This window comes from Arthrobacter sp. StoSoilA2 (assembly GCF_019977195.1).
Lineage (GTDB): Bacteria > Actinomycetota > Actinomycetes > Actinomycetales > Micrococcaceae > Arthrobacter.
Genome location: NZ_AP024643.1, coordinates 4,539,789 through 4,562,392 on the forward strand (window position 1 = coordinate 4,539,789; position 22,604 = coordinate 4,562,392).

The window sequence follows — 22,604 nt, forward strand, 5'->3', positions numbered from 1 at the left end:
AGTTGTGGTTAGTTCTGGAATGAGCTGTTGAGCTTGCTGATGATGGGGAGCGCCGCGGCGAGTTGCTCGACTTCGTCGCTGCTCAGCTCCTGCAGCAGCCCGGCCACCATCGCGTTTCGCCGCTGGTTGGCGGACTCGACGGCGACCCTCCCGGCTTTGGTGATGACCACCTGCACGGCGCGGGAATCGTTGACGTCAGGCTGCCTGCTGACGAGCCCTGAGCGTTCGAGCTTGATGATCTGCTCTGTGGCGCTGGGGACCTTGATCCCCAGGTTCTTGGCGATGTCACCCACGCGGAGTCCGCCGTCGGAAATCATGGACAGCAGGCTGAGCTGCGCTGCGGTGAGTTCACCCTCCGGATCCAGGCGGCGGAACATGTACACGCCAAGGCGGAGTGACTCGCGAAATTCCTGAGCAATATGGAGAAGCCGTGGGTCTAAAGCCGAAGTGCTCGTCATACTTAGGTAGCCTAATAGTTAGGATACCTAAGAGTCAAGCGATGCAGCACGCAAGTGAGTCGCAGGTGAGCGCGTTTAGAGCCCTGAAAACGCGCACAAATGCGACTCAGTCGGGTTAAAGCGTGAGCTTCATGCCCTCATGGCTCGCGACGAAGCCCAGCCGTTCGTAGAAACGGTGCGCAGCAACGCGCGACTTGTCCGTGGTGAGCTGCACCAGGGAGCAGCCACGGTCCCGGGCCTGGTCGATGGCCCACTGGATCATGAGCGCGCCTACGCCTTGGCCACGGAGCACTTCAGAAACCCGCACGGCTTCGATCTGCGCCCGCCAAGAGCCCTTGCGGGACAGGCCCGGGAGATAGCTGAGCTGGAAAGTGGCCACCAGGTCGCCGTTCAGTTCGCCCACCACCAGGAGGTGGGCCGGATCGCCGTCGATCGCGTCAAAAGCCAGCTCGTACGGCACGAGGTCGTCCGGATTTTCACGCGCGGCACCTAATTGGTCATCAATCAGCAGCGCAAGGATGCGCGGCAAGTCGGCTTTAGTGGCGCGCCGAAGACTAAAGGTTCCGGAGCCGACGTCGGCAGTCATCAGGGCGGGCATGGCGGCAGAGTCTGGGGTCACCACCCCAGCATGCCATTTTGATCAGAACTCAGTATTGCTAAGTACCGGTACCTAGTTCTACTATGTAGCGGTAGCTAGTATTACTGAGTAGTGAAGGAGGTGTCCGATGGGCAAGCAAATGACAGAGATGCTCAAAGGCACGTTGGAGGGCATTGTTCTGGCCCTCCTCACCGGAAAGGCGGCGTACGGATACGAAATCACAACGCTGCTCCGGGCGCAGGGCTTCACCGAGATCGCTGAGGGCACCGTGTACGCACTGCTGGTCAGGATCGAACAAAAAGGGCTGGTGGACGTCGAAAAGCGACCATCCGAAAAGGGGCCACCCCGCAAGGTGTACACCCTCAACGCGCAGGGCGAAAAAGAACTGAAGGAATTTTGGAACACATGGAGCTTCTTGTCCGAACGGCTTGAACAGCTCCGCAAGGGAGGAAATTAACATGGCAGCAAAGTGGATCGAGCTGGTAACCGGATCGCTCGAGCAGAAGAAGCAGTACAAGCAGGCCAAGGCGCGGCTGGATGCGCTGCCTGAGCCCTACTCCTCCGTGGCGAACGCCTTCAACCGATACTTCATGTACTACGGCGGGGTCACCGAGGGGGACACGATCGTGCAGATGTTCACCGACCTCGCCGACCTATGGGAACGCGCCGCAGTCGACGGCACGCCTGTGAGCGAGATCGTCGGCGAGGACCCCATCGAGTTCGCCGAGGCCTTTGCCCAGGCATACGGCGGAAAGCGCTGGATTGATAAGGAACGCGAGCGCCTCACGAAGGCCGTTGATAAAGCGAAGGAGGCTGAATCATGACTGCTACCGCAATCCGGGTAGAGGGCATCGAGAAGTCGTACAAGGATCTCCATGTTCTGCGCGGCGTGGACTTCGAGGTGGCGTCGGGCAGCATCTTCGCCCTCCTCGGCTCCAACGGAGCAGGCAAAACCACCATGGTGAAGATCTTGTCCACACTGCTCAAAGCGGATGCCGGCACTGCCGCCGTCGAGGGTTTTGATGTTGCCACCGCGTCGCTCCAGGTACGGCAGTCCATCAGCCTGACCGGGCAGTTCGCAGCGGTGGACGAGGTGCTGTCCGGCAAGGAGAACCTGATTCTGGTGGCGAAACTGCGTCACCTGAAAAACGCGGCTCAGATCGCAGATGAGTTGCTGGCTCAGTTCAGCCTCACCGAAGCGGGGTCCCGCAAGGTGGCGACGTACTCCGGCGGCATGCGTCGCCGCCTGGATATCGCCATGAGCCTGATCGGGCAGCCGAAGGTGATCTTCCTGGACGAACCCACCACAGGCCTGGACCCCGAAGCCCGCCTCGAGGTCTGGCAGACCGTCAAGGATCTCGCCCGGAACGGCACAACAGTGCTGCTCACCACCCAATACCTCGACGAAGCCGAGCATCTCGCCGACCGGATCGCGATCCTGCACAAGGGCACGATCATCCAGAACGGCACGCTCGACGAGCTCAAGCGGCTGCTGCCGGCGGCCGAGGTCGAGTACGTCGAGAAGCAGCCCTCGCTCGAAGACATCTTCCTGGCGCTCGTCGGCGAAACGGCTGAAGAGCAGAAAGAACAGGAGGCATCCCGATGAGCACCCACGTCCTTAGCGATACCAGCGTCCTCACCGGCCGCTCGCTGCGCCACATCCTGCGCAGCCCCGATACGATCATCACCACCGCGGTCACGCCGATCGCGCTGATGCTGCTGTTCGTTTATGTGCTTGGCGGTGCGATCAATACCGGATCCGACGAGTCGTACATCAACTACATGCTCCCCGGCATCCTGCTGATCACGATTGCCTCCGGCATCGCCTACACCGCCTACCGCCTGTTCCTGGACATGCAGGGCGGCATCTTCGAGCGCTTCCAGTCCATGCCGATCGCACGGTCGAGCGTGCTTTGGGCGCACGTGCTCACCTCGCTCGTGGCCAACCTCGTCTCGGTCGCGATCGTCGTCGGAGTGGCCCTCCTTATGGGGTTCCGCACCGGAGCATCCGTGGGCACCTGGCTTGCAATCGCCGGCATCCTGGTCCTGTTCACGCTCGCCCTGACCTGGCTGGCCGTGATCGCAGGGCTCTCCGCGAAAACCGTCGACGGCGCCAGCGCGTTCAGCTACCCGCTGATCTTCCTGCCGTTCATCAGTTCGGCCTTCGTGCCGACTGCGACGATGCCCGGCCCTGTGGCCTGGTTCGCCGAGAACCAGCCAGTGACCTCGATCGTGAACTCCATTCGCGCGCTGTTCGCACAACAGCCGGTGGGCAGCGACATTTGGATTGCGCTGGCCTGGTGCTTCGGCATCCTGGTTCTGGCGTTCGCCTTCGCAATTGCCGCTTACCGACGGAAGATCGCCTAATCCCCCCGGCCTAAGCTCCCCTTTTCCACAGGGGAGCTTTCGCCGTGAGAGCCGATTAGCCATTGGTCAGACATTAGCTATAGCTTTATCGAAACAGATTTGTAACGGCCGTCACCATTTTGGTGGGCTCTTCGAAGGGTTCTTGAACTAATGTCCGACCAGACAACACAAGCGCAACTCCGCGCGTCCAGCAGGGACAGCGAGCCCCACCTGTCACGCTCGCTCAGCAACCGCCACATCCAGCTCCTGGCAATCGGCGGCGCCATCGGAACCGGACTCTTCATGGGCTCGGGCAAAACCATCTCCGTCGCCGGACCCTCCGTGATTTTCGTGTACATGATCATCGGCTTCATGCTGTTCTTCGTCATGCGCGCCATGGGCCAGCTCCTGTTGTCCAACCTGAACTACAAGTCCTTCAGCGACTTCGCCGGCGATCTCCTCGGCCCCTGGGCAGGCTTCTTCACCGGGTGGACCTACTGGTTCTGCTGGGTAGTCACAGGTGTTGCGGACGTTATCGCCATCGCCGGCTATGCCAATGAGCTGTGGCCAGGCGTTCAACTGTGGGTCCCGGGAATTGCGACCATCATCATCCTGCTTCTCCTGAACCTCCCCACCGTGAAGGCATTCGGCGAGACCGAGTTTTGGTTCGCGCTCATCAAGATCGTGGCCATTGTGGCGCTGATCGTCGTTGGCCTGGTCATGATCTTCACCGGCTTCCAGTCCAACGCCGGAACCGCAAGCTTCACCAACCTGTGGAGCCATGGCGGGTTCTTCCCCAAGGAATTCATGGGCTTCGTCGCCGGCTTCCAGATCGCTGTCTTCGCGTTTGTGGGCATCGAACTCGTGGGCACGGCAGCAGCCGAGACCAAAAACCCTGAGCACAACCTTCCCCGCGCCATCAATGCGATCCCCCTGCGCGTCATGCTGTTCTACGTAGGCGCGCTCATCATCCTCATGTCCGTCACCCCGTGGACCGAGTTCAAGGCAGGACACAGCCCGTTCATCGCCATGTTCTCCCTGGCAGGCCTCGGCATGGCGGCAACCGTGGTCAATCTCGTGGTGCTCACCTCTGCCATGTCTTCGGCCAACTCGGGCATCTACTCGACGTCACGCATGGTGTTCGGCCTGGCCAACGACGGCGACGCACCAAAGGTCTTCGGCCGGCTCTCCAGCCGCAAAGTACCCCAGAACGCGCTGTTCCTGTCCTGCGTTCTGCTGCTGGCCGGCGTCGTACTCCTCTACGCAGGCAAAGACGTCGGCGCCGCGTTCGACATGGTGACCACGGTGTCCGCTGTCTGCTTCATGTTCGTCTGGTCGATCATCCTTGCCAGCTACCTCGTCTACCGAAAGCGCCGCCCGGAGCAGCACGCGGCGTCACCCTTCAAGATGCCTGGCGGCATCCCGATGGTGTGGGTGGTCTTCGCGTTCTTCGCTTTCCTGGTCTGGGCTCTCACCACGCAGCCGGACACTCTCACGGCCCTGCTGGTGACGCCTATCTGGTTCGCGATCCTCGGCATCGCCTATGCGGTCGTGCGTAAGTCGCCGCTGCACCAGGCCCGCGTGGCCGAATGGAAGGCGATGGCTGAAGCAGAAACCGCGGCAGCGACAAAGTAGCAGCGGCGCTCTGAGAGCGTCTATGGGGCTGTGCCCGCTTCGCGATGCCCACCACGCCGCAGCCCCATAGACGCTCTCTCGCTTGGCGATCAATCTCACCCGCCTTCGCCGTCAACCATTTGTGGGGAGGAACTAGGCTTCGGCTTTGCGGTCCTCTATCAGTTTCTGGATCGCCGGGAACAGCGGGTGTGACGGCGGAAGTTCGGTGATGCGCTCGACGGCGGCAGCTGCGTCCAGCTCGGAGAGCATGTTTGCGAGTTCCACGGCTTCGTCGTCGGATCCGTCGTCGAAACGAAGGGCAGCCGACATCGCCTCCAGCAACGCGACCGGTGTGACACCACGCTCGGCGAGCTCAGCCGCCGGGCCAACAAACCGCTCGTGCCGGCCAAGCTTCCGCAGCGGTGCCCGGCCGACGCGGACCACGGTATCGGGCAGGTACGGGTTGGTGAAGCGGGACAGGATCTTCTGCACGTACGCTTCCTGCTCGGCCTCCACGAATCCGTGCTTGGCAACCAGCAGTTCCTTGGTCTCTTCCAGCACGGCCCTGACCTTCGCGGCCACGGACGGATCGGCCATGGCATCGGAGATCTTTTCCAGGCCCGCCGCGTAGCCGAAATACGCAGCAGATGCATGCCCGGTGTTCACTGTGAACAGCTTGCGCTCGATGTACGGGCCAAGTTCGTCCACGAACGTCGCTCCAGGGATCGCGGGGACGTGGTCACCAAACGGTGTGCGGTCGATGACCCACTCGTAGAACGTCTCCACTGTGACATCCAGGCCTTGGCCCGGCGCCTGGTTCGGGACAATACGGTCCACTGCGGTGTTGGCGAACACAGCCACTGAGTCCAAATTGGCTGCGGAGTCGTCCCAGGCCGCCCGGACTTCCACTTGCAGGAGGTGCGTGGCGTTGATGGCGTTCTCGCACGCCATCACCTGCAGGGGCGGCAACGATGGTTCCCGGGCTGCGAGTCCGCGAGCGATCACCGGTGCCACGAACTTCAGGATGTGCGGCCCCACCGCGGTGGTGACCACATCCGCCGTCGAGATTTCCTCCACAACGGCGGCTTCCTGCGTGCTCGAGTTCAGCGCACGGAACCCGTCCACGGTTTTGACCGCGGGGTTCTCGCCCACTTCATGGACCTCGTAGCTGCTCGCGGAGGCCAGCTGGCTGATCAGTGCGTCCGCAACATCGGCGAACACCACCTCGTAGCCCGCTTCGTGCAGCAACAGCCCCACAAAGCCGCGTCCGATGTTGCCTGCCCCAAAATGGACTGCCTTCACTATGCGTTGACCTTTCCGAACAGCTCCAGCACTTCCTCAACGGTGGTCGCTTCCTCCAACTGGGCCACCTGGGCCTTGTTGGTGAAGATCTTGGCGATCGAGGACAGGATGTGGAGGTGCTCATTGTTGAGGCCAGCGACGCCGACCACGAACTTCACTTGCTTTCCACCCCAGTCGATGCCCTCGGGGTACCGAACGATGGAAACTGCGGAGTGCCGGATGTGCTCCTTGGCATCGTTGGTGCCGTGCGGGATCGCCAGGAAGCTGCCCATATAGGTGGACACGGATTCCTCGCGTTCGTGCATGGCATGGACGTAGCTGACATCCACGGCACCGCGGTCAAGCAGGAGCTGACCGGCTTCGTCGATCGCAGCATCACGGTCGTGCGCCGTTCCGTTCAGCACAACGCTTTCGGGGAGCAGGACTTCTTTACCCCCGACGGCGGCAGCGGGCACAGCGGCATGCGCACCGTGGGCGGCGGCTGCTGCTGCTTCTGTTTCTGCTGCGCCGGTTGGATGGGCAGCGGCCGGACCTTCGGTGTTGCTCGTCTTGACCAGCTCCACGATTTCGTCGTACTTGGGACTGTTCATGAAGTTGTCCACGGAATAGTGCACCGCGCTGGATGTCTTCGGCTGGGCGCGTTCCGTGAGGTCCTGGTGCGTGATCACAACATCGTACGTATCGCTCAGGTTGGCGATTGCGGAGTTGGTGACCTTGACGTCCGGGAAGCCGGCTGCCTTGATCTTGTTGCGCAGCACCGAGGCGCCCATGGCACTGGAGCCCATGCCGGCGTCGCAGGCGAACACGATGTTCTGAACCGGCCGGGTCAGCACGGCAACGTCGCTGCGGCCTTCACGGTCGCCCACCAACGCCGATGAGACGGAGCTCTTCTTGCCCTTCATGGCTTCCATGCGGGACGTTGCGGCGGAGAGGTCATCCTCGCCCTTGTTCTTGGATGTACGAAGGATCAAAGAAGCGATGAGGAAGGAAACGGTGGTTGCCAGCACCACAGCCAGAATCACGCCGACGTAGCTGTCCCGCGACGTCTGGAAGATGACTGCGAGGATCGAGCCCGGGGCGGCCGGAGCCACAAGGCCGGAGTTGGTGATCGCCAGGGTTGCGATGCCGGTCATGCCACCGCCGATGGCAGCGAGGATGAGGATCGGCTTCATCAGGACGTACGGGAAGTAGATCTCGTGGATGCCACCGAAGAAGTGGATGATGGCAGCACCCGGAGCCGAAGCGCGTGCAGCGCCGCGGCCGAAGAAAATGTACGCCAGCAGGATGCCGAAGCCCGGCCCCGGGTTGGCTTCGAGCAGGAACAGGATGGACTTGCCCTGCTCCAGCGACTGCTGGATGCCCAGCGGCGTAAGCACGCCGTGGTTGATGGCGTTGTTGAGGAAGAGGACCTTGGCGGGCTCAATGAAGATGCTGGTCAGCGGTAGCAGGCCATTGTTGACCAGGAACTGGACCACATTTCCGGCGCCCGCCGTGAAGAGCTTGACCAGCCAGGAGAGGCCATAGAACCCACCCAGAGCCAGGATTGCGCCCCAAATGCCGGCCGAGAAGTTGTTCACCAACATCTCGAAGCCGGGACGGATCTTGCCGTCCCAGAGCCGGTCGAGCTGCTTGATGGTCCAGCCTCCCAGCGGACCCATGATCATTGCGCCGATGAACATCGGAGAACTTGTACCCGCAATGACGCCCATGGTCGCGATGGCTCCAACGACGCCACCGCGGACGTCATAAACCATCTTGCCGCCGGTGTAGCCAATCAGGATCGGGAGCAGATACGTGACCATGGGGCCAACGATGCCCACGTTGGGTGCGCCCTCGGCATTCGTGCCGAAGCCACCCAGCTCCGGGACTGGAATCCAGCCGACTTTGATGAACAGGGCAGTGATGAGGCCCCAGGCGATGAAGGCGCCGATGTTGGGCATGATCATGCCGGACAGGAAGGTTCCGAACTTTTGGACACCTACGCGCGCACTTGTGCGGGGCTTCGCAACGGTCTCTGTTGCCATGTGAATTCCTAACGTGTGTCCCGCAGCGGCGCGGGGTCAGTCGATATAGATCGAGAGAGAACAGCCTTAGGAGCTGCTGGAAATGCGGTGAAGCCACTCAAGGAACAGCTTCAATTCAGAGCTGGAAAGTTGGTCCGAATGCGAGGCCTGCAGTGCCGCATTCAGGGCGATTGCCGCAACAACCACGGAGGACTTACCGGAGTCCTCCGGTGCGGCGCCACGGGCGGTATCCGTGGAGACGGCGAAAATCATGGAATCCCGGGTCATCGTTGAGAGCTCGAGGTTCCTTTCTTCCACCGGTTCGGCGATGAGCATGAGCGTTACACCCACGTTGGCCGCGAGGATGCTTCGTGCCGCTTCGCGGGGCGGCACGTTGATCTGACCGGCGATGGCGGCCTTGTTCAGCATTTCTTCCAGAAGCGCTTCAGCATCGGCCACGATTGCTGGGCGGCTTTCCGGCCTGATATTGCCGAACATCACCAAATACAGGTGGGGTTGGCTCAGCCCGAACTGGACGTGGTTGTCCCACATCCGCCGGACATCTTCCAAGGGCTCCCCGGAAGGAGCAAAGTCCCTCTCCCCTGCCACGTACTCTTCAAAGCCGGCGGAAACGACGGCGTCGAACAGTCCTTCTTTGTCTCCAAAGTGGTGGTAGAGCGTTGGGGCCGTAACCCCGGCCAACGCTGTGATCTGGCGCGTAGAGACCGCTGACCCCTCCGAATTTGCCAGCAATTCAGCAGCTGCACGGAGCAACCGAATTTTTGGCGGAAGCTGGTCATCGAAACTCATAACCGCTACCCTAGCACCTATAGCGTTGCTATATGAAGTGGCTCACAACAGAATTTTGTAGGCTAATTTCGCAGGCTCGTGGTGCCGTCGCCGGTGGGTCTGAACCAACACGCAGGAACAGAGGATTCAGTGCAGAATTTCCAAGGAGTAGGGGTAAGCCCTGGCCGCATCATTGGTTCCGTCCGCCAGATGCCCAAACCGGTGAGTGAACCGCCGTCGGGCGAGCGGCTGGCCGCAGACGTCAGTCCGGAGGACGCCGTCGCGGGCTTGAAAGCCGCAGCGCAAGCCGTCCACGACCAGCTCAAGGGGCGCGCGGATTCCGCCTCCGGCGACGGCAAGGCCGTCCTCGAGGCCACCGCGCTCATGGCCAAGGACACCATGCTCCTGAAGTCCGCGGCCAAGCTCATCAATGCGGGCTCGTCCGCGGAACGGGCCATCTGGGAATCCGGTGCCTCGGTTTCGGAAATGTTGCACAACCTGGGCGGGTACATGGCCGAACGCGCCACGGACGTGCTGGATGTGCGCGCCCGCATCGTCGCCGAACTGCGAGGCGTGTCCGCGCCCGGCATCCCTTCTTCGGAGACGCCCTTCATTTTGCTGGCAGAGGACCTCGCACCGGCGGATACCGCCACGCTGGATCCTTCCAAAGTGCTGGCACTGGTGACCTCTGGTGGCGGACCGCAGTCACACACAGCGATCATTGCGCGCTCGCTCGGACTGCCCGCCGTCGTTGCGGCCCATGGCGTTGATTCCATTGCTGATGGCACAGAGGTCTACGTAGACGGGGCAGCCGGCCTCGTGGCTGCCCCGCCGTCGGAGGAGCAGCGCGCTGCAGCGACCGCCTGGGCGGAAACCTCCGCAACGCTCGCCGCCTTTGACGGAAACGGCACGACGGCGGACGGCCACCTGGTCCCGCTCCTCGCCAACGTGGGTGGAGCCAAGGATGCCGTGGCAGCAGCTGGCCTCGGCGCCCAGGGTGTTGGCCTGTTCCGCACCGAGTTCTGCTTCCTCGAGCGCGATACCGAGCCCTCCGTCGACGAACAAGCCGCCGCGTACAAGGCTGTGTTTGACGCGTTCCCCGGCAAGAAAGTAGTGCTGCGAACCCTCGACGCCGGCGCCGACAAGCCCCTCCCCTTCCTCACAGACGCCACCGAACCCAACCCCGCCCTGGGTGTTCGCGGCTACCGGACAGACTTCACCACGCCCGGTGTTTTGGAACGCCAACTGCAAGCCATCGCCCGGGCAGCTTCTGAATCCGAGGCCGACGTCTGGGTCATGGCCCCAATGATCTCCACAGCCGCCGAAGCTGGACGCTTCGCCTCATTGTGTGCTGCTGCCGGCATCCAAGCGCCGGGTGTCATGGTGGAAGTTCCCTCGGCTGCTTTGACCGCCGCCTCCGTGCTCCGGGAAGTTGGCTTCGCTTCACTGGGCACCAATGACCTCACTCAGTACGCCATGGCCGCCGACCGCCAACTAGGACCCCTCGCGGAACTGAACACGCCATGGCAGCCAGCTGTCCTGAGGCTGGTGCAGCTCACAGTGGAAGGTGCAGAGCAGGAAGCATCCGGCCGGGAAGGCAGCAGCAAACCCGTGGGCGTCTGCGGCGAGGCAGCCGCGGACCCTGCCCTCGCCGTCGTACTTACCGGACTCGGCGTCAGCACGCTGTCCATGACCGCGCGCTCGCTGGCCGCCGTCGGGACTGTCCTGAAGACCGTCACCCTGGAGCAGTCGCAGGAACTCGCCCGCCTGGCTCTCACTGCGCCCAGCGCCACCGAGGCCCGCGAGTGGGTCCGGGCCAAGCTCCCCATACTCGAAGAGCTCGGCCTCTAACCCGTTTTTCGTCCACCCATAAGGAGAAAACCATGCCAGAACGCACAGCCACCATCGCCAGCCGCTCCGGCCTGCACGCCCGGCCCGCTGCCCTGTTCGCCGAAGCGGCAGGTGAGCAGCCGGTGGAGGTCACCATTGCCATGCAAGGCGAACCCGCCGATGAAGCCCTGGACGCCGCCAGCATCCTCTCGCTCATGACGCTCGGCGCTGCTAAGGGCGACGTCGTCGTGCTGCGGGCGGAGGGCGACGGCGCCGACGCTGCCTTGGACGCGCTCGTAGCCTTGTTGGAGACGGATTTGGACGCGGAGTAGCCTTCTGTGCCCTGCGCCCGATTCGACGGCTTGCTGCGTACAAGACGGTAGGAATCGTCTGATCTGCAGCGAGCCATCGAATCGGGCTCGACTAGCTACGGCAGCGCAGTCACCACTACGTCCTGGTAGGCGGCACGTCCGTCGAACACGTTGACGCCAACCCTGCCGGAGACCAGCGCAGAATCCGTGACGTCGATCAGCTGCGTTCCATCCACGGACACCGTGATCCGGTTGCCATTCACTGCGGCATCCAGTGAGTAGCTCACTCCATGGCTCAGGGCTGCGGGCGTGCTCGCAATGACGGTGAATACGCCACTGACCAGCTTGAACACACGGACCTCGCGCAGGTTGGGGTCCAGGTTCACGTAATAGGCGCTCGATCCGTCCGCGGAGGATCTCAGCAACACCGAGCCTGCACCGCCGTACCCTTTCTCCGGCGCCAGGTCCCGGTTGAGGAGTTCGCCGTTGAACGGTTCGCCGTCGAACCGCACCGTTGCCTGCACCCTCGCGTTGGTGAACGCGGCTGCGCTCATGGCCGTCGAATCTTTGTCGAACGTACCAGCCAGGCCTGCGCCTGTGCTCTCCCATTTGCCGCCCGGGACCACGGCATACGCGCCCAGGTTGTGGCGTGCTGTCCCGCTGGTGGAAGGCAGAACGTCCGACGGCGGCGCGGTAGTCAGGCGGGCCGTGTCGCTGAGTTGGTGTACTTTGACGGACACCAGCCGTGCATTCCCTCCGGTAGCCGTGAAGGACAGGCCTGTGGAGGAAGGGTCCGGGAAGATCAGTGAGGTGACGGCGGCCGTGCCATCGCCACCAAACACTTCAACAGAGGACGCGTCTACCAGTATCCGGAGCTTCACGCGGCGCTCGGAACCCACCACGGTGGAGCTCCATGGCGCCGAGGAATTGTCCGCCGGAGACCCGGCGAAGTACCTCGTGAAGTCCTCCCGTCCGGAGGTGCCACGGTCCACCGTCAACGTTCCCGGACCGGCGTCGTACTTTACCGTTGTTTCCTGCGCGCCAGAGGTGCCGGCCCCTTTCCTCAGCCCGAAGGCAAAGGAGCTGGCCCCGCCGGTGGTGGGAATCCCGACCTCCGCCTCGAGCTCAAAGGACCTGCCGGACGCTCCCGCGAGCGCGTTCGCCGAGCTCGGCGTCACAGTGACATCGTAGGCCTGCCAGGTTGATGTCCGTAGAGACTCTTCCTCCACAACGGGAGTCTGCGTCAGGCGGAGTCCGGCGCCGGCAACATCAACGAGCTTGAGCTCGCGCGGGATGCTGAGCTGGCCGTTCCAGCGGCCCGTTGGCGGGCTGAACGCGTAGTCCCAATTGCTCATCCACCCGATCATGATGCGCCTGCCATCGGGCACACCGTAGAAGCTCATCGCTGCGTAGTAGTCCCGGCCATGGTCAGCCTGCAGGACCTGGGAGGCGGGAGTGTCCGGCGTAAATGCGGTACCGTTCCACGTACCCGTCACGTATTGCGCGGCCGAACCATTCGTGGCTCGGACCGCCCCAGTACTCCACCACAGCACCCAGCGCTTCACCCCGGGCTGTCCCTCCACAGGCATTTCGAAGAAGTCCGGGCATTCCCACACGCCCCCGCGGATCCAGTCGCCGTAGCCGAACGTGCTGGCGAAGGTCCAGTGGATGAGGTCTGTGGAGGAGTAGAAGCGGATGTGGTCTCCGGCGGCCACCACCATGACCCATTTGCCGGCCCCTGCATCCCAGGTGACCTTGGGGTCGCGGAAGTCCCAGCCGCCGTCGGGGCCGCCCGGGTTCTCCACAACCGGATCTGCCTGGACCGTCTGCCAGGTGCGGCCTTGGTCCTTGCTGTAGGCCGCACGGACGGACTGGTTTCCGTTCCAGGCGTCGTGATTGAAGCTGGTGTAGTAGGCAATGAGGCCGGAGCCGCCGTCGAAAAGACCACTCGAGTCAGAGGCATCCACCACGGCCGATCCGGACCACGACTCCCCCGCAGCCATGTGCGGGAGGGCGATGGGCAACTGCTTCCAGTGCATCAGATCCGAGCTGACGGCGTGCGCCCAGCGTCCGCGGTCCTGGTGGAACAGGTGGTACTCGCCCTCGAAGTACACCAGGCCATTGGGGTCCGAACTGCTGCCCGAGTTCTGGCTGTAGTGGTAGCCCGGCTGGTAGAGCCCGTTCATGTACTGATCCACGCTGTCCGCGCGGACACTCTGGAACCAGGCCGTTCCGGCGGTCAACAGGGCGAAACCGTTGCCAGATGCCGCTGGCACAGAGCCATTTAGCACGGCTGTGCCATTAATCAGCACAGACGCTTCGGTGCCCTGGACAGTGAGCAGGACACGGTTGAGTTGGCCGGCTTGGAAACTTGTGGAGGGAATGTTGCCGGAGTGCAGCAACGCCGAGGTGGTCCGGTTGTACAGCTTCGCCGTGCCCGCCCCGGGGTCGATCCTCAGTTCCACGCCGCCGGTGCCGTCGGTACCGCTGCGGGCAACCACTGAGGCCGTGGCGGGTGAGGTGACGGTCAGGTCCAAGGAGGCAACGACGTCGGACGCCACCGCCGGGACGTACCTCAGCGCGGTGCCATCCGCCGCGGAAGCCCGGAGGCCCTTGGCATCGGGCTCCCACGAGCCTGCAGCCGAGCGCCAACCCTGCAACGAAGTCTCGAGTCCTCGAAGTGTCATGCTCTGGAACACCGCGGTGCCGTTGTAGGAGCCCAGCCCGACATGGCCGGAAGCATGGGCGGCATCCGTGGCCGTGATGGCCGGCATGACGCCGTTCGGGTCCAGGAAATCGGTCTGCCAATAGACAGCCAGCTGGTTGCCGAGCGCCGTGACCCGCAGGCGGTACACCTTATTGAGGGTGATGGCTGTGCTGAACGTGCCGAGCGTGGCGTTGTCCGAGACCCGGTACAGGCGCAAGCGGCCAGCGTTGGGGTCGACCTCCGCGGCGTAACCGGACGTTCCCGACGCATTGGTTCGAAACAGTGCTGTGCCCACGCCGTATTGCGACGTGACCTGAACATCTGTGGAAAAGTCGACGTCTGTGGGCAACTGGCCGGTGGCCACGGCTCGGATATTGGTGTTCGCAGGGGCAACACCGCGGAAACCTGTGGCCGAGGCCTGCCAGCCGTTCGCGGTGACAGCCCAGCCGCTGATGTTTGCGTCGATGGTCCGCACACCGGGCGTGCCGAAAGACACCGATCCGTTGAACGCATGCAGGCCCACACGGCCTGATTCGTAGCGATAGTCCGTGGCGTCAATCCTCTTGATGCCATCGATCGCAACGTAGATCCGTGGTCCGTCCACATGAACATCCACCGTGTAGGCCTGCCCCGAATTCAGTGGCAGGGACACAGGCGTAACCACGTCCTGTCCGGTCGCGAGGTCGAACAACCTCACCCGGTCCAGGTTGGGATCGATCGTCGCTGCGTAACCCGCACCGGCGTCGGGAGTCGCTCGGAAGACGAGCGCCCCAACACCGTAGGGACTCCCGGCGTCGACCGTCACCGAAGCCGTGTAGCGGGCGGTTCCCGCCACGACCTGCTCGCTGACAGCCGCCGCATTTTGCCCCGAAGGCGCGACGGCGGTGTACCCGCCCTGCTCTGTCCGGGTCCACGAACCGCTGACTCCGACGACATCCGGAACGGGGCTCGTGGTGCTGTTGAGGGTGACGGGCACAGGGTCGAGGGCCACCGCCGGAGCAGTGACCCCCGTCCCAGCCAAGCCAACACCAAGGACCGCGGCCGTGAGGCCGGCAACTATTCTCTGATGCATTCAGATCGCCTTTGATCTCAGGGGTGAGAGAGCGTTCGCCAAAACCGCCCATGATGTGAGAGAAGATCGGCGAAAAGCGCTCGGGATATGAGAGAGGGATGGTTTGGGCGGCGGTGCTAGGGGAAGAGCGGGCGCGGTCCTCCCCAGATGTCGGCCATGGTCCAGGCGTCGAAGGTCAGGACGCGGACGGTTCCCTCAGCCGCCGAGAGGGTCACGCGCTCCCCGCCCAGCGTCGGGTAAACACGGGCAGTGAGCGGCTTGCCATTCGCGAAAATCTCGACGGCGGACCTGTCCACCAGGACACGAAGGCGCACGCGTCCGTCGGGCATCGGAACGGGGCCGGACTTGTCCTCCACATCCAGGGCCAGGCCCGCATCGGCTCGAGCCAGGCTGCTGCGGGTGCGGTCCAGTTTGAGCGTGCCGTTTTCGCCCTCAAGATCGCGGCTTAGTTGGACTACCGTCTCCTCAGCGCGATCCTCCGACCCCAACACGCCCAGCCGCAGCACCGCACCCGGTGCCAGCTGCACTTCCAGCTCAAGGTCCAGCTGGTTCCCGGACACTCCCGTATCCAGGGGCTTGCCGGAGCCCACCAGGACTTGTCCCGGAACGCTGACGTGATCCCGGCGGAGCTTCTCCACTTCAGGGACAGGCGCAAAAGCCAGGGTTCCGTCGTTGGCCAAGGTAGTGACGCGCGGCAGGCTCATCACGCCAGACCATCCGGCCTCCACCATCGCGGCGTCGCTACGCCCTTCCTGCATCCAGCCGAACATGATGCGCCGCCCGGACCCGTCCTCGAACGACTGCGGAGCGTAGAAGAACCGTCCGCCGTAGTCGAGCCGGTGCAGGGCTGCAGGCTGGAAGGAATCTCCCGAATAGCGACCGGTCCAATACAACGGGTGACGGGTCTCGCCGTCGTCCCACGCGGAGAAAACCAGCACATCAGGATCGGCGTCCGGCTGAACAGAACCGAGCGAGTCAGCACCCAAAGCACCTCCACCCGCCCTGAACAGGTCCACGCATTCCCACATGGTCCCGGTCCAGTCAGTATCGGCGGGATCGCCTTGGGATGCATCGCCAATGAACAGGGGCCCGATGTAGTCCCACGAACGCAGATCCGAGGACTCGTACAGGAACGCCGTGCCGCCGCGCCCACGAATGCCCGAGCCCACCAGTTGCCTCCACTTGGTTCCCTCGCGCCACACGCAGTGGTCCCTGTACGCTGTGATGTCCACCCCCGCAGGAGGGGCTGCGATGACCGGGTTCTCGGGCACCTTGCTCCAACTCAGGAGATCGGCAGATCCCACGGCAACGCAGGGCAGTTCGCGCTCACCGAGCCGGCCCGAATAGACCAAGGTGGGCGTACCGCCGTCGTTCACCAACACACCTGACCAGCAGCCGTCGGCGTCCGGACCCGCGGACGGTTCCAGGGCAACCGGCTGGTCCGTCCAGGTGACGAGGTCCGTGCTGGTGGCGTGGCCCCACTGGATGCGGTGGTGGAAGGCGCCCTCCGGGTTGTATTGGTAGAAGAGGTGGTAGGTGCCGTTCCACTGGCTCACGCCGTTGGGATCGTTGAGCCAGCCCGCTGGGGAAACGAAGTGGAAGCGGGGTCGGAGGGGGTCGGACTCGGCGCGGGCAACCAGCTCGTCCCGGGGCACGGTGGCGAGCGGGTGGGTCAGTTCAGTCATGCGGAAGCCTTCTTGTCAGTCTTTTCGGTCGCCACGGGTTCGGTAGCCACGGGTTCAGTCGCCAGCGCGTGTCCGCCGGCTCCAGCCCGCGGCTGGTAGAGGTGGCAGCGCACCCAGTGGCGGTTCGCGGGATCGCCCACCTGATGGCGCACAGGTTCGGTGGCGGAGCAGGCCTGGTGGGGATCGCCGTCGAAAGCGCAGCCCGTGGAGGCCATGACGGCCTGCCGCAGTTCAGCGCGGCGGACGGGATCGTAGGAGCCTGCGCGGGCCGGGTCCGGAACGGCAGAAACCAACAGTTGTGTGTAGGGGTGGGCGGGGTTTGCCAGCAGGTCAAGGGACTCCCCTTCCTCCACGAGCTCACCGGCAAACATCACCGCTGTCCGGTCTGCCAGGTAGCGTGCCGAGGCGAGGTCGTGGGTGATGTAGAGCATGGAGATGCCTTGCTCGTCGCGGAGTTTGCGCATCAGGTTCAGCACGCCAATCCGCACTGACACATCCAACATGGAGGTGGGTTCGTCAGCCAGGATGACCTGTGGCTCCACGGCGAGCGCCCGGGCGATCGCGACGCGCTGGCGCTGCCCACCCGAGAGCTCGTGCGGGTAGGAATTCAACATGTCGGCCTGCAGGCCGACGGTGCTCATGAGCTCCTCAAGGCGGCGCTGGGTCTGGGACTCCGAACCGCCCTTCCCGTGGATGGCCAACGACCTCCGCAGGAAATGCTCAATCCTGTGGGCCGGATTCAGCGAGCCGAACGGATCCTGGAAGACCATCTGCAGCTGTGATCGGAAGGCACGGGACGCTTGGAACCGGTCGCGTTTAAGGACGTCGACGCCGTCAACCAGGATGGCGCCGGAGCTCGGCTTTTCGAGCCGGGCAACACAGCGGGCCAGGGTGCTCTTGCCAGAGCCGGACTCCCCCACGAGCGCCACGATTTCGCCGCGGCCAATGGTGAGGTCCACGCCGTGCAGGGCCCGGACGGATTGGCGGGAGAACAGGCCGCCGATGGGGAATGATTTGCCCAGACCGCGGACTTCGAGGGCAGGTGTTTCGGAAGCAGCGGCTTGACGCGCCGCGCCTTCGATCGCAGGGGACAGTGCAGAGTGGCTCATGGTGCGACTCCTTCCAGAACAAGTGCTTCAGTGTCGGCACCAAACGGTGCCACGAGGTGCCCGGGCGCCACTTCGGTGAGGTCCGGGATGTTCCGGAACTTCACGCCGTCGGGCAGTCCCGTAAGCGGAACGCGGGGACCAGTGAGCGGCGGGAACGCACCCATGAGCGCCTGTGTATAGGGGTGACGCGGGTTGGCGTAGACGTCCTGCGCCTTGGCGGTTTCGACGATCCGGCCGCCGTACATGACGGCCATGCGGTGCGAGAGCTCCACCATGAGGGACATGTCGTGGGTAATGAAGAGGACGGAGAACCCGAGTTCGCGCTGGAGTTCCTTGATCTGCGCCATGATTTCCTGCTGCACCACCACATCCAGTGCAGTAGTTGGTTCGTCCAGGATCAGCAGCGACGGCTTGAGGGCAACGGCCATGGCAATCACTGCGCGCTGCCGCATGCCACCCGAGAGCTGGTGGGGGTAGGACTTCAGGCGCGCGGGGTCGATCCTCACGAGCTCCAGCAACTCGCCCGCACGGCGGAGCGATTCCTTGCGGGAGTAGCCCGCATGCGTAGTGAAGATGTCCACGATCTGCTCGCCGATGGTCAGCACCGGATTCAGCGAGTTCATGGCCGACTGGAACACCATGGCCACGTCCTGCCAACGGAAGCGCCGCAGTTCCTCCGGGCTCATGGCCAGGACGTCCTTGCCGCCGAAGCGGATGCTGCCGCCAACGATCTTGGCCGGGTCCTTCAGGAGCCGCATGATCGAGTTGGCAATGGTCGACTTCCCACAACCGGATTCACCAGCCAGCCCGAACACCTCACCGGTGCCGATGCTGAAGGAAACGCGGTCGACGGCGGTGGTTGAGCGGGTATCGCCCACGTACTTTACGGTGAGGTTCCTGACGTCCAGGACGGGCTCGTGGGAGCCGAAGGAGACTTGGGAGACAGTCACTTGGCCGTGCTCCTTTCGGTGGTTTCAGGTGTCTTGGGTGTCTTGATTTTCCGCAGCCGCGGATTGGTAACCTCGTCCACGGCGTAATTGATAAGTGCCAGCGCGAACGCGACCAAAGCGATGCAGACACCGGAGGGCACGAACACCCACCAGCTACCGGTCAGCAGGGCGCCTTCATTACCGGCCCAGAAGAGGTTGTTGCCCCACGAGACCGTGCTGACGTCACCGAGGCCCAGGAACTCCAGGCCAGCCTGGGCTCCGATGCCGTAAATGACGCAAGCCAGCAGCGTGCCCATGACGATCGAGGCCATGTTCGGCAGGATCTCGCGGAACATGATCCGGCCCGCCCGTTCACCGGACACCACGGCAGCGGCCACGAAGTCCTTGGAACGGATGGACAGGGCCTGCGAGCGCAGCACACGTGCCGAACCGGCCCACCCCGTGACCACGAGGACCAGGATCACTGTGCCAAGGCCCGGTGGCAGGAACGCGGCCAGGATGACCAGCAACGGCAGGCCGGGAAGGAGCAGGAAGACGTTGGTCACCAAGGAGAGGGCTTCGTCGATGAACTTGCCGAAGTACGCCGAAGCCAGGCCCACGAGGATGCCAACGAATGTGGACGCGAAGCCTACGGTCAGCCCGACGAACAAGGAACTCCTTGAGCCGTGGACGGTCAGCGCGAGCACGTCCTGTCCCTTGGCGGTGGTGCCCAGCCAATGCTCCGGGGAGGGTTCCAGTGAGGCCATCCCGGTGATGCGCGATGGGTCGCCGGGGAACAGCACGGGCGCCAGCAGCGCAAGGGCGATGAACACGAACATCACGGCCATGCCCAGCATGGCTTTCTTATTGGTGAGGAGCCCGTGGACGAAGCTGCGGTTTGGCTTGCGGACAGCCGGGGTTGGAGTTGGCTGCTTCAGAAGTGCGGTTGTCATGATCAGTCCTCTAGTTGCTGCGCACGCGCGGGTCGAGGCGGACGTAGAGGATGTCCACCAGGAAGTTCGCCAGCAGCACGGCGGCGGTGATGGTCAGGAACAGGCCCTGCATGAGGGGGTAGTCCAGGCCTTGGACGGCGTTGAGGAGTTGGTAGCCCACGCCGGGGTACGCGAACACCACCTCGGTGAGCAGCGCACCGCCCACCACGAAACCCAGTCCCATGCCGAAGCTCGTGACCGAGGGCAGCATCGCGTTCCGGGCTGCGTAGCGGAGCATGATGCGGCCCGGCCTAAGACCCTTGGCCTCGGCCATGGTGATGTAGTCCTCGGAGTTCGTGGCGATCATGGTGTTCCGCATGCCCAGCATCCAGCCACCAATGGAAACCAGCACGATCGTCAGCGCAGGCAGCACCAGGTGCGCGCCGACGTCGCCGATAAACTCCCACGTAAACCCGGGCTCCAAACCATCCGTGAACGCGTGGCGGATCGGGAACCAACCCAGCACCACGCCAAACAGGTACAGCGCACCCATCGCGAGCCAGAAGTACGGGAACGAGCCGATGAACACGAGCACCGGCGGCAGTGCCGAGTCGATCGCGCCACCCCGTCGCCAAGCGGCCAGGATGCCCAGCAGGTTACCCACGACGGCGGCAATCACCAGGGCGGTTCCGCCCAGCAGGAGGGTCCACCCGATCTGCGAGGAGATAACCTCTGTGACCGGTGTTGGGAAACGGGAGATGGAAACGCCCATCTGGCCCGTGAAGATGTTGTGCATGTAGTCGACGTATTGCTCCCAAATGGGCCGATCGTCCACGCCAAGAAGCTTGCGCAGGGCCTCGATCTGTTCGGGCTGCATTCTGTCCTGGGAGCGGGCAAACATGCGGGAGACGGGGTCGCCGGGCATGAAGCGCGGGAGCAGGAAATTCAGGGTGATGGATGCCCAGAAGGCGATCAGGTAGAAACCCAGGCGGCGCAGGATAAAGCGCACGGTTTCCCTCCATTCGGGAATTACGGAAAGTTTGGGGCACGCCCGGCGGCCGGTCCGTGGGACGGCGGCCGCCGGACGGCGGTGTGCAGGCCGGAGCCGGCGGGGCTGGGCCCACGCCGCCCGGGTTCCCTGGCCGAAGCGCAGCGAGGTTAGGGCGGCGGTGGGGACTACTTGCGCGGTTCCAGCGTGGTCAGCACCAGGACTGTGGTGGGTGACCGTACCGAGAGGGTTGCGTACGGGTTGCCCTCGGTGGGCCAGCCTGTGAAGCGGGTGTCATTGAAGGCACCCCATTCCGGGCCGGAGAACAGCGGCACCAGCGGTGCGACGTCGTTGTACTCTTCCTGGAGCTTGTTGGCGATGTCCTTCTGCTTGGACTCGTCGGACTCTGCTGCAAATTCAGCCAGCAGGGCATCAGCCTTGGTGTCACCGAAGCGGTGGTAGTTGTCGAACGTCTTGGTTCCTACCGGCTTCACTGTTGCCGTGCCCATGGAGGTGTTGAAGTACTTGTACGGGCTGGGGTCGTTGGCGCTCCACACGATGCCGGAATCGAAGTCGCCCGTCTCGTAACCCGCAACCACGGCAGCCCAGTCCGGGGAGTCAACCTTTGCCGTGACGCCAACCTCGGCGAGGTTCTGCGAAATCACGTTGGCTACCGAAAGCCAGTCGGAGGAAGACGCGCCCACGGAGATCTTGAACTCGAACGGCGAACCGTCCTTCAGTTTGCGCTTGCCATCAGCACCCTTGGCGTACCCGGCCTTGTCCAGCAGCTCGTTGGCTTTCTGCACATCCAGCTTGGTCCAGGTGCAGTTGTCCTTGACCTCGGAGTTCTTCCACTTTTCGTAGTTGCCGGAGAGGCCAGTGCAGTCGGCCGGCTTGGCGTAGCCGCTCATGCCGATCTTGGTCACCTGGTCGCGGTCCACGGCCATGCTCAGCGCCTTGCGGACCTCAACATCGTTGAAGGGGGCCTTGGTGGTATTGAGCTGCCAGTTGATCATGGCGCCGGTTGCCGGGAACCAGTACTGGCGGTGTTCCTTGTCCTTGGAAACAAACGTCTTTTCGATGTTCGGGATGTACTGCGGGGCCCAGTCCACGTCCCCGTTCGCAGCGGCGAGGTTGGCGCCGTCGTTCCCTGCAAAAGCGAGCATCTTGATGCCGGCGATCTTCTGCTTTTCCGGCTGCCAGTAGTTGGGGTTCTTCTTCAGTACGAAGGACTGGGCCTGGAAGCTGTCCACCTCGGTGTACGGTCCTGTGCCCACGGGCTTGGCGTTGGGGTCCTTCTCCGGGTCGGCCAGCGCGGACCAAATGTGCTTGGGCAGGATGCTGAGCTGTCCGACGTCGTAAAGCGCCGGGGACCACGGCTTGTTGAAGTTGAACGTGACCTTGTTAGTGCCATCAGCCGTTACGCTGTCCAGGTACTCGTAGCCACCCTTGATCTTCTTCTGAAGGCCGAACGTGTAAGCCACGTCGTCAGCGACGAAGGGCTGGCCGTCGGACCACTTCACGCCGTCCCGCAACGTGAAGGTGATCGATTTGCCGTCGTCGGCTGCCTTCCACTCTGTCGCGAGCCACGGCACCGTGTCTCCCTTTGCCGGGTTGAAGATCAGCAAGGACTCGTAGATGGATTGCTGGACCATCGGGTTGACGGTGGGTGCGAACGGGTTGAAGTTCTGCACGAACGTGCCCATGTCCTCACGCGGGATGGTGAGGAACGCGCTCGCGTTTGCTGCGGCGTCTGTGCCGGCGGTCTTGTTGACGGTGGCGGCACAGCCGGTCAGCAGCATCGCGCCCACCGCCAGTCCGGCCGCCGTGATGCGGGCAGACCTCAGGAATCGGGGTTGTGTCATGATGGTTATCTCTTTCCTATCTTCATCGTCCAAGGTGAAGGGGTGGGTAAGGGGTTTGCTCTTCGA

Annotated in this window: 19 protein-coding genes; 7 read left to right on the top strand and 12 right to left on the bottom strand. The window is 63.4% G+C overall.

The annotated features are described in order from the left end of the window. Window positions 1–8 precede the first annotated feature (8 nt). Complete coding sequence (locus tag LDN82_RS20710; RefSeq protein ID WP_224165676.1) at window positions 9–458, bottom strand: MarR family transcriptional regulator; 450 nt, start codon at window positions 456–458, stop codon at window positions 9–11. A 115-nt stretch (window positions 459–573) separates the two neighbouring features. Further along, window positions 574–1,044: a GNAT family N-acetyltransferase gene (locus LDN82_RS20715; protein WP_224167589.1), complete on the bottom strand. Its 471-nt coding sequence runs from the start codon at window positions 1,042–1,044 to the stop codon at window positions 574–576. 139 nt (window positions 1,045–1,183) lie between these two features. Here LDN82_RS20715 and LDN82_RS20720 point away from each other — a divergent pair, with 139 nt between their 5' ends. The 5 genes from LDN82_RS20720 (at window position 1,184) to cycA (ending at window position 5,037) form a co-directional block, all read left to right on the top strand. Continuing rightward, complete coding sequence (locus tag LDN82_RS20720) at window positions 1,184–1,513, top strand: PadR family transcriptional regulator (RefSeq protein WP_224165677.1); 330 nt, start codon at window positions 1,184–1,186, stop codon at window positions 1,511–1,513. A 1-nt stretch (window position 1,514) separates the two neighbouring features. After that, on the top strand, window positions 1,515–1,880 hold the full coding sequence (locus tag LDN82_RS20725; RefSeq protein ID WP_224165678.1) for a DUF1048 domain-containing protein: 366 nt from the start codon (window positions 1,515–1,517) through the stop codon (window positions 1,878–1,880). Then, entirely contained in the window at window positions 1,877–2,662 is a 786-nt protein-coding gene (locus LDN82_RS20730; protein ID WP_224165679.1) for an ATP-binding cassette domain-containing protein, read from the top strand. The genes LDN82_RS20725 and LDN82_RS20730 overlap by 4 nt, the downstream gene beginning before the upstream one ends. Next, window positions 2,659–3,423 (top strand): ABC transporter permease, encoded by a 765-nt coding sequence (locus tag LDN82_RS20735; RefSeq protein ID WP_224165680.1) that lies wholly within the window; start codon window positions 2,659–2,661, stop codon window positions 3,421–3,423. Before LDN82_RS20730 ends, LDN82_RS20735 begins: the two co-directional genes overlap by 4 nt. Before the next feature lie 150 nt (window positions 3,424–3,573). Continuing rightward, on the top strand, window positions 3,574–5,037 hold the full coding sequence (gene cycA, locus LDN82_RS20740; protein ID WP_224165681.1) for a D-serine/D-alanine/glycine transporter: 1,464 nt from the start codon (window positions 3,574–3,576) through the stop codon (window positions 5,035–5,037). A 132-nt stretch (window positions 5,038–5,169) separates the two neighbouring features. Here cycA and LDN82_RS20745 read toward each other — a convergent pair whose 3' ends face one another. The 3 genes from LDN82_RS20745 to LDN82_RS20755 form a co-directional block, all read right to left on the bottom strand. Next, window positions 5,170–6,318 (bottom strand): mannitol-1-phosphate 5-dehydrogenase, encoded by a 1,149-nt coding sequence (locus tag LDN82_RS20745; protein ID WP_224165682.1) that lies wholly within the window; start codon window positions 6,316–6,318, stop codon window positions 5,170–5,172. Further along, a complete protein-coding gene (locus tag LDN82_RS20750; RefSeq protein WP_224165683.1) occupies window positions 6,318–8,342 on the bottom strand; it encodes a PTS mannitol transporter subunit IICBA in 2,025 nt (674 codons plus the stop codon). Before LDN82_RS20750 ends, LDN82_RS20745 begins: the two co-directional genes overlap by 1 nt. A gap of 66 nt (window positions 8,343–8,408) precedes the next feature. Beyond that, window positions 8,409–9,131 carry a TetR/AcrR family transcriptional regulator gene (locus LDN82_RS20755; protein WP_224093309.1) on the bottom strand — a complete coding sequence of 241 codons (723 nt, stop codon included), beginning with the start codon at window positions 9,129–9,131 and terminating at the stop codon, window positions 8,409–8,411. 129 nt (window positions 9,132–9,260) lie between these two features. Between LDN82_RS20755 and ptsP the strand changes: the two genes are divergently transcribed. Beyond that, window positions 9,261–10,961, top strand: a complete 1,701-nt coding sequence (gene ptsP / locus LDN82_RS20760) for a phosphoenolpyruvate--protein phosphotransferase (RefSeq protein ID WP_224165684.1) — start codon at window positions 9,261–9,263, stop codon at window positions 10,959–10,961. A gap of 32 nt (window positions 10,962–10,993) precedes the next feature. After that, a complete protein-coding gene (locus tag LDN82_RS20765; RefSeq protein ID WP_224093305.1) occupies window positions 10,994–11,272 on the top strand; it encodes an HPr family phosphocarrier protein in 279 nt (92 codons plus the stop codon). A gap of 95 nt (window positions 11,273–11,367) precedes the next feature. Here LDN82_RS20765 and LDN82_RS20770 read toward each other — a convergent pair whose 3' ends face one another. From LDN82_RS20770 to LDN82_RS20800, 7 genes are all read right to left on the bottom strand, one after another. Continuing rightward, entirely contained in the window at window positions 11,368–15,030 is a 3,663-nt protein-coding gene (locus tag LDN82_RS20770; protein ID WP_224165685.1) for a glycoside hydrolase family 32 protein, read from the bottom strand. A gap of 116 nt (window positions 15,031–15,146) precedes the next feature. Continuing rightward, entirely contained in the window at window positions 15,147–16,715 is a 1,569-nt protein-coding gene (locus tag LDN82_RS20775; RefSeq protein ID WP_224165686.1) for a glycoside hydrolase family 32 protein, read from the bottom strand. Then, on the bottom strand, window positions 16,712–17,824 hold the full coding sequence (locus LDN82_RS20780) for an ABC transporter ATP-binding protein (RefSeq protein WP_224165687.1): 1,113 nt from the start codon (window positions 17,822–17,824) through the stop codon (window positions 16,712–16,714). Before LDN82_RS20780 ends, LDN82_RS20775 begins: the two co-directional genes overlap by 4 nt. After that, window positions 17,821–18,774, bottom strand: a complete 954-nt coding sequence (locus tag LDN82_RS20785; protein WP_224165688.1) for an ABC transporter ATP-binding protein — start codon at window positions 18,772–18,774, stop codon at window positions 17,821–17,823. The genes LDN82_RS20780 and LDN82_RS20785 overlap by 4 nt, the downstream gene beginning before the upstream one ends. Next, a complete protein-coding gene (locus tag LDN82_RS20790) occupies window positions 18,771–19,706 on the bottom strand; it encodes an ABC transporter permease (protein WP_224165689.1) in 936 nt (311 codons plus the stop codon). Before LDN82_RS20790 ends, LDN82_RS20785 begins: the two co-directional genes overlap by 4 nt. Before the next feature lie 10 nt (window positions 19,707–19,716). After that, the gene (locus LDN82_RS20795) at window positions 19,717–20,694 is read right to left on the bottom strand and encodes an ABC transporter permease (protein WP_224165690.1); all 978 of its coding nucleotides are present in this window, start codon (window positions 20,692–20,694) and stop codon (window positions 19,717–19,719) included. 167 nt (window positions 20,695–20,861) lie between these two features. Further along, window positions 20,862–22,538, bottom strand: coding sequence for an ABC transporter substrate-binding protein (locus tag LDN82_RS20800; RefSeq protein WP_224165691.1), 1,677 nt, complete (start codon window positions 22,536–22,538; stop codon window positions 20,862–20,864). Window positions 22,539–22,604 lie beyond the last annotated feature (66 nt).